The sequence below is a fragment of the Fimbriimonadaceae bacterium genome (assembly GCA_019638795.1).
Classification (GTDB): domain Bacteria; phylum Armatimonadota; class Fimbriimonadia; order Fimbriimonadales; family Fimbriimonadaceae; genus JAHBTB01.
On record JAHBTB010000001.1, the window covers coordinates 58,764 to 65,453 of the forward strand.

Sequence of the window (6,690 nt, forward strand, 5' to 3'; positions counted from 1 at the left end):
GTACTCAACCAGCGTGGGCTTGGCATAGCGGACGGACCAATTCTCGCAACCGGTCTTCGCTGAGGACCAAGTTGATGTTTGCCGCGACCGTCGCGGTGACCGTCATGTCAGGTGTCCTGCTGGCTTCGGTCGGTGCGATCGCGCGCCAGGAGGTCGGCCGCTCCACGGCGGCCAGTTCAGAACGGGCCAACGCGGCCCTGGCCTCTCTGGTCAAGCACCGGCAGGAGAAGCACCTGGCCGACGCCCGGATGCTTGCTGGCCTACCAGTCCTCTCCGCCGCCGTCTTGACCAAGGACGTCGCCTCGGTCGAAGAGGTGACCAAACGCTACCGTTACATGGTCGGGTCAGGTTGGCTTGTCCTCACCGACAGCGACGGGAACTACCTTGGGGGCATGGGCCCGGAAGGGAGGGACGTCGGCCATTGGTCGCCCGACCAGTCGGCCCTCGCCGCCCGGACGGGAAGACCGCTTCAGGGCAACCTGGCCATTGACGGCCGTCTGGCGATGGCCTCGACTGTCCCGGTGGCCCTGGACGGGTCCAATGTGGGGGCATTGACCATCGCCACCCCCGTTGACGACGGCTTCGCCAAGGAGATCGCCGACTCCGCCCGCACCGACATCGCCTTCGTGACCAAGGGCCGGGTGCTGGGTTCGTCGGTCCCCATGGACCTCGCGGGCCCCTTCGATGCCCAGCGTCCCGAAGTCAATGTGGACGGTCAGACCTACGCGGTCTCTGCCCGCGTCCTCCCCGACGAATGGGGTGGTGTGCCTCTTTCCTTCATCAGCCTCTACGACACGTCCAAGGTCGACGGGGCGTTCCACGCGATCCAGCGTGTCCTGGCCCTCGTCTTTGGCGGTTCGGTCATGGCCGCTTTGTTGATGGGCTACACCTTGGCCGACCGACTGACCAGACCGCTTGAGGACCTCGTCGCCTCGGCCAGGGAACTCCAAGCCGGGCGATGGCCCGACCCCACTCCGACTAAGCGACGCGACGAGATCGGCCTCCTCCAAACTGTGTTCGACGAGACGGTCGTGTCGCTACGGGACAGCCAAGAGTCCCTCCTGCAGATGATGCAGGTCGACCCGTTGACCAGACTGCTCAACCACAACACGTTCCGCGACCGCCTCGCCAGCGAAGTCTTCGCCGCCCAGGCCGCCGGCAGACAGATGAGCCTTGTCCTGATCGACCTCGACAACTTCGAGGAGTTCAACGTGGACCGTGGTCGCGAGGAGGGCGACGTCGCTTTGGTGACCGTCGCCGACATCCTCCGCCAGTGGGCCGGCGCGACCGGGTGCGCGGCACGCTTCGGCGGCAACGAGTTCGCCGTCCTGTGCCCCGACGTCACCGCAGACGAGACCCTCGAGCGGGTCTCCCAGGTACTGGAGGAGATCTTTGTCCGCACCGGGGTGACGGCCAGCGCCGGTGTCGCCCCCCACACGTCCTCGACCGCGCGTCCCGATCTCCTGGTCTTGGCGGCGAACCTGGCCGTGCAACAGGCCAAGCTCGCGGGCAAGAACCGATGCCGCGTCTATGCCGGTGACGTGACCTCCGCTTCGCCCGACGACCTCAAGAGCTTCCTCCAGGGAGGCAGCTACGCCGCCGTGCGGGCCCTCGCCGAAGCGGTCGACGCCAAGGACCAATACACCCGGGGACACAGCCAACGAGTCGCCGAGTATGCCCGTGACCTCGCCCGTGCCGCCGGGTACGACGACGGGTTCGTCGAGCTCGTCTTCACCACCGGGACGCTACATGACGTGGGCAAAATCGGCGTCCCCGACCATGTCCTTCACAAGGAAGGGCGCCTGACCGACGAAGAGTTCGACCTCGTCAAGATGCATCCCGAACTGGGTGAGAAGATCGTCTCCCAGATCGCGACCCTCCATGAGACGCTTCCCGGCATCCGGCACCATCACGAACGGTACGACGGCAAGGGCTACCCCGACGGCCTGGCGGGAGAAGATGTGCCTCTGATCGCCCGGATCTTGGCCGTGGCCGACACCTACGACGCCATGACAAGCGACCGTCCCTACCGGCGGGGGATGCCGGTCGAGGCCGCCCTCGACGAGATCGCCATGAACGCGGGCACCCAGTTCGACCCCGACTTGGCGTCCCTCTTCGTCCTTTTGCGGCGGCGTGAGCTGGCCGCCTAGGGGTCGGGGACCATCCGGCGGACCCACTCTTCGACGGAGACGCCCAGCCAGCCATGTCGCCACCGGAGGACCGACAATACGGTCTCTTCCGTCCCTGCGCGGCCCTGCGCCAGCATCGACTGCCATACCGCGGGGAACTCCGCGTCGATCGTCGCCGCGGTCTCGGGCAACATCAGGGCCGCCCCGGCCACGACGTACGCCGAGTCGGCCCGTGCCCCGGTGGCCTGGGCCAGCCGGGACATGTCATTGAAGCTGAGGCCGTGAAACGTGGGGCGGTGGTTCTTGTTCGGGCGCCACTTCCGCGGGACCGTGGCAAACACCGGCTTCCTTTCCTCCTGGCGGACGCGCAGCCACGCCAGAAGCTCCTTGTCCAGCTTGTCACGGTCGTAGCCCTGCCAATCTTCGGGCACCCGATGGTCGTAGACGACGCTGAAGAGCAGGCCCGCGTCCAACCAGAGCACGTCCCCATAGGCCTTTGCCGCACCGGTCATCGCCGCGCACTTGGCCAAATACACCATCGGAAGGTGAGGCATCGAGAATTGGGAAAGCCCCTCGTTCTTGGGATGCCACCTCAGACGGACCGCGTATTGTTCCTGCCAATCTTCCGCCGCCCAGTACTTGCGGGCCATCTCCACATGGTCGGCGACGGTGACCAACTCAATTCCGTCGACAAAGCCCCACGGTTCGTTGGTGTAGACGACCATCGGCAGGTCGGTCTGGCCGCGCAACTGGTTCAGGAGGAGGCGGTAGTAGGTGCCCGTGTCCCGGTCGGGCCTCATGCCGAAAAGAGCCAGGCTGGCGATGGTGAGGGGACGGGTGGCGGCCATGAGACACAAAAACGCCCCTGGCCTCAGGGCCAGGGGCGGGCAGGGTCAGTCCTTCTTCTTGCGGTGCTCGCGCAAGAAGGCGGGGATGTCGATCTCCGACTCGTCGAAGATCTCATCGGGCTGGCTGGCCTCGCGCTGGGCGGTGCTGGCCTTGTCCCAAATGTCCTTGATCGTCGTGCGGCTGGCCCCTAGGCGCGCCTCGGTCTGGCCCGCGTTCGGGGTGAACGGTTGCACGTCTTGCAGGCTGGGCGCCGGCGGCTCGCCGACCACCGCGGTCGGCGTCGCACTGATGGAGTGCCGGGCCGCGGGAGTGGCCGAATAGGCCGGGCTCGTGAACCCGGTCGCCAAGACGGTGAAGCGGACTTCGTTGCTCAGGCTCGGGTCGACCACGGTGCCGAAGAAGATGTTGGCGTCCTCGGAGTCGCACAGCGAGTGGATGTAGGCCATTGCCTCGCTCACCTCGCTGAGAGTGAGGTCTTCGCTGCTCGTGATGTTGACGAGGAGGCCCCGGGCCCCATGGATGGACTGCTCGAGCAGCGGGCTGCTCGTCGCCTGCTGGGCGGCCTGGAGGGCGCGCTGGTCGCCGATGCCGTAGCCGATCCCCATCAGGGCCGGGCCGGCGTCGGTCATGACCGCCTTCACGTCGGCGAAGTCGACGTTGATCTGGCCAGGGACGGTGATGATGTCGCTGATGCCTTGGACGCCCTGACGGAGCACGTCGTCGGCGACACCAAAGGCGTCAAGGAACGTCGTTTTGCGCTCCACCACGTCCAACAATCGGTCGTTCGGGATCGTGATCATCGTGTCGACGCGGCCGACTAGGGAGGTCACCCCGTTCTCGGCCAGGCGACCGCGGCGCGGGCCCTCAAAGCCAAACGGCTTGGTGACGATGGCGACCGTCAGCGCGCCGATCTCGCGGGCCAGGTCGGCGACGACGGGAGCGGCGCCCGTGCCCGTCCCCCCGCCCATACCGGCGGTGATGAAGACCATGTCGGCCCCCTCAAGCACCTTGCGCACCTCGTTCTTACTTTCCTCGGCCGCCGCCTTGCCGACCTCGGGGTTGCCACCGGCGCCAAGGCCGCGGGCCAGGGTGGTGCCCAGTTGGATCTTCTTGCCCGCCAACGAGCGGTCCAACACCTGGACGTCGGTGTTCATCGCGATGAACTCGACTCCCTGGATGTTCGACTCGACCATGCGGTTGACGGCGTTGCATCCGCCTCCCCCGACTCCGACGACTTTGATGATTGCGCTGCTACTGCTCACTTTGACCCTCTGGTTACCAACTCAACGAAGCGGACTGGCGGGGAGCTAACGCGCCCCGAAGAGTGATTTTAGACTACGGACGGTCTCCTGCCACCCGGACTGGGCGGAAACGGGGACAAACTCGTCGTCGTGCCCGGCCAAGGCGTGCTTGGCGACCCCGACCACGGTGGACATTTGCGGCACCCCGACGTCCCGCGTGTGGCCGCCCGCCACGCGCGGATGGCTCGTCCGCACCTTTTTGCCGTCCAAGGCCCTGGTGAACAGGACCTCGGTACCCGGCAGAAGGCTGCCGCCGCCGCACAAGACGACCCCGGCGCGGGGGAACGTGGTCATTCCCGCGTCACCCACGGTCGCCAACGCCAATTGGACGGTCTCCTTCATGCGGCTCTCGACAATCTCGGCCAACACGTGCCGCTGCATCGGTCGAGAGCTGCCGTCTTCCTGGACGACCTGAACGACGTCGTCGGGGGCGACATGGTCGCCGATCGCACTGCCATGGGCGAGTTTGATCCGCTCGGCCTCGTCGAACGAGACGCGGAGCAAGGCGGCGATGTCGTTGCTGACGTGCCAGGACCCGACGGGGATCGTGGCCAGATGGACACATGCCCCGTTGTCAAACACGGCGATGTTCGTCACCGACCCGCCGATGTCGACGACGACGACCCCGGCCTCGCAGGCGTCCTGGCTGACCACGCCTAAACCGGCCGCAAGGGACTCGGGGACGATCTCTTCGACGTGGCGGCCACCGGCGGCGACGACTTCCTTGACCGCCAAGGCCTCGGTGCGGTCCACCGTCACCAGGTGGGTGGCGACCTCCAACCGGGCGGCATTGTGGCCGACGGGTTGGCCCGGGACGCGGTGCCCGTCGACGAGGAACTCGGCGGGGGTGGACATCAGGACCTCACGCCCTTCGGCCACCATGACCTGACGGCTGTTGCCGATGACTTGGTGGACGTCTTGGCGGCGGACGACGCGGCCGGTCGGCACGATCGGCACGTAGGCCCGGGTCAATTGGCTGGTCACGTGCACCCCGCCAATGGTCACAAAGACGTTTTCGGCCCGGCTGCGCACCTCGCTCTCGACCCGGCCCACCGCCCGGTCGATGGCCAAGGCGACGGCCTCTTTGTCCTTCACCAGCCCCTTGACCACGCCTTTGCAGGGGACCGAGGCGACCGCCTCGACCTTGACGTGGCCCTGGTCGTTCAGGGTCGCAGACAAGGCGGCGACCTTTGTCGTGCCGAGATCGACGGCGAAGACGCGCGGGTTGTTCATAGCGGTGTTTGAGGCGCCTGCTGCGCCTGTTGGGCGGCGACCTCGGCCTCAATCTGCTTGCGCTGACGGCCGTCTTGCCACTTGGTCAGGGCCATGCGCCTCAGGAGGCTGAGGTTGTTGAAGATCCGGGTGCCGAACACGAGGGCGGCGACCAGGTACAGGTTGACGTTGATCCGCGTCCCTAGCCAGACCAGGAAGACGGCGATGAGGATGTTAAAAATGAAGCCGGTGATGAAGACGTCGGTGTGGAACTTCCCTTCCAGGCCGCTACGGCTTCCTCCGCACACCGAGTCAAGCCCCGCCAAAACCGCCACGCCCAAGTAAAGGGCGACGTCGCCCTTGACCGGGGTGTTGATGACAAACCCCAGGACGATGCCGATGACCAGCGCGACGATCGGGACGAGGATCATGTCTTCGGCGGCGGCTCCTTGGCGTACTTGCGCGTCGTCGCCCCCGACCACGCGGGCAAATGTTGCTTCTCGACAATGTCGACCTTGACCATGTTGGGGTCGACCAGTCGGATCTCGTCCAAGACCCCCCGTGGGATGTTCACCCCGCCGTAGAGGTCCTTGGGGTTGCCGATCGCCTTGATCGTGATCGGGCTGGCGATCCGCTCGCCGTCGACGAGGACGGTCGGCCCGACGCACCGGACACTGCTGGTCGCTGCTAGGCGTCGGTTGTCGACGGCGACGGCCTCGGCGCCGGCGGCATAAAGCTCGTTGACGACCTTGATGATGTCGTTGTCATGGATCGTGCCCGCCTCGCTGCTTGGTAGTTGGTCCTGCTTCTTCGAGTCCGTCAACGTGATCGTGATCCCCGGGCCCTCGACCTCGGTCAGGCCGGCGAACAGGCTGGTCTCCTTGAGAGTCTTGTTGATCTCTTTGCTCGCGGAGCTGCCTTCGGCAAGTTTGCTCTGGAGGGCCGAGAGGTCGCCCCGCAACTTGGTGATCTCGCTCTTCTGCTCCGCTAGCTTGCGCCCAAGCTCTTGGTCGGTGACCACGGCAGGGAGCTCACCGGGAGCGAAAAGGCGCCCCAACTGCTCTTGGATGCGGGCGCTTCGGTCCGTCACCGACCAAGCCGTCGAAAACAAGAATCCCACGACCAGCATGAGGACGCTGACCGGGACGACCCAGTTGTTCGGTGGCTTGCGGATATGGAACGGGTTCAACATCGCCGGA

Annotated in this window: 6 protein-coding genes; 1 reads left to right on the top strand and 5 read right to left on the bottom strand. The window is 66.0% G+C overall.

The genetic code is table 11. The features are described 5' to 3' along the window. The first annotated feature begins 74 nt into the window (after positions 1–74). On the top strand, positions 75–2,150 hold the full coding sequence (locus KF857_00315) for a diguanylate cyclase (protein MBX3110423.1): 2,076 nt from the start codon (positions 75–77) through the stop codon (positions 2,148–2,150). On the opposite strand, the gene KF857_00320 is transcribed toward KF857_00315, so the two are convergent. From KF857_00320 to KF857_00340, 5 genes are read right to left on the bottom strand one after another with little or no spacing between them, the layout of a single operon-like run. After that, positions 2,147–2,977 carry a hypothetical protein gene (locus KF857_00320; protein ID MBX3110424.1) on the bottom strand — a complete coding sequence of 277 codons (831 nt, stop codon included), beginning with the start codon at positions 2,975–2,977 and terminating at the stop codon, positions 2,147–2,149. The two genes, KF857_00315 and KF857_00320, sit on opposite strands and share 4 nt — an antisense overlap. Positions 2,978–3,022: 45 nt before the next feature. After that, positions 3,023–4,240 carry a cell division protein FtsZ gene (ftsZ, locus tag KF857_00325; protein ID MBX3110425.1) on the bottom strand — a complete coding sequence of 406 codons (1,218 nt, stop codon included), beginning with the start codon at positions 4,238–4,240 and terminating at the stop codon, positions 3,023–3,025. Positions 4,241–4,285: 45 nt separating this feature from the next. Continuing rightward, complete coding sequence (gene ftsA / locus KF857_00330) at positions 4,286–5,512, bottom strand: cell division protein FtsA (GenBank protein ID MBX3110426.1); 1,227 nt, start codon at positions 5,510–5,512, stop codon at positions 4,286–4,288. Then, the gene (locus KF857_00335; protein ID MBX3110427.1) at positions 5,509–5,922 is read right to left on the bottom strand and encodes a small basic family protein; all 414 of its coding nucleotides are present in this window, start codon (positions 5,920–5,922) and stop codon (positions 5,509–5,511) included. Before KF857_00335 ends, ftsA begins: the two co-directional genes overlap by 4 nt. Beyond that, positions 5,919–6,683, bottom strand: a complete 765-nt coding sequence (locus tag KF857_00340; GenBank protein ID MBX3110428.1) for a DUF881 domain-containing protein — start codon at positions 6,681–6,683, stop codon at positions 5,919–5,921. Before KF857_00340 ends, KF857_00335 begins: the two co-directional genes overlap by 4 nt. Between the last annotated feature and the right edge of the window lie 7 nt (positions 6,684–6,690).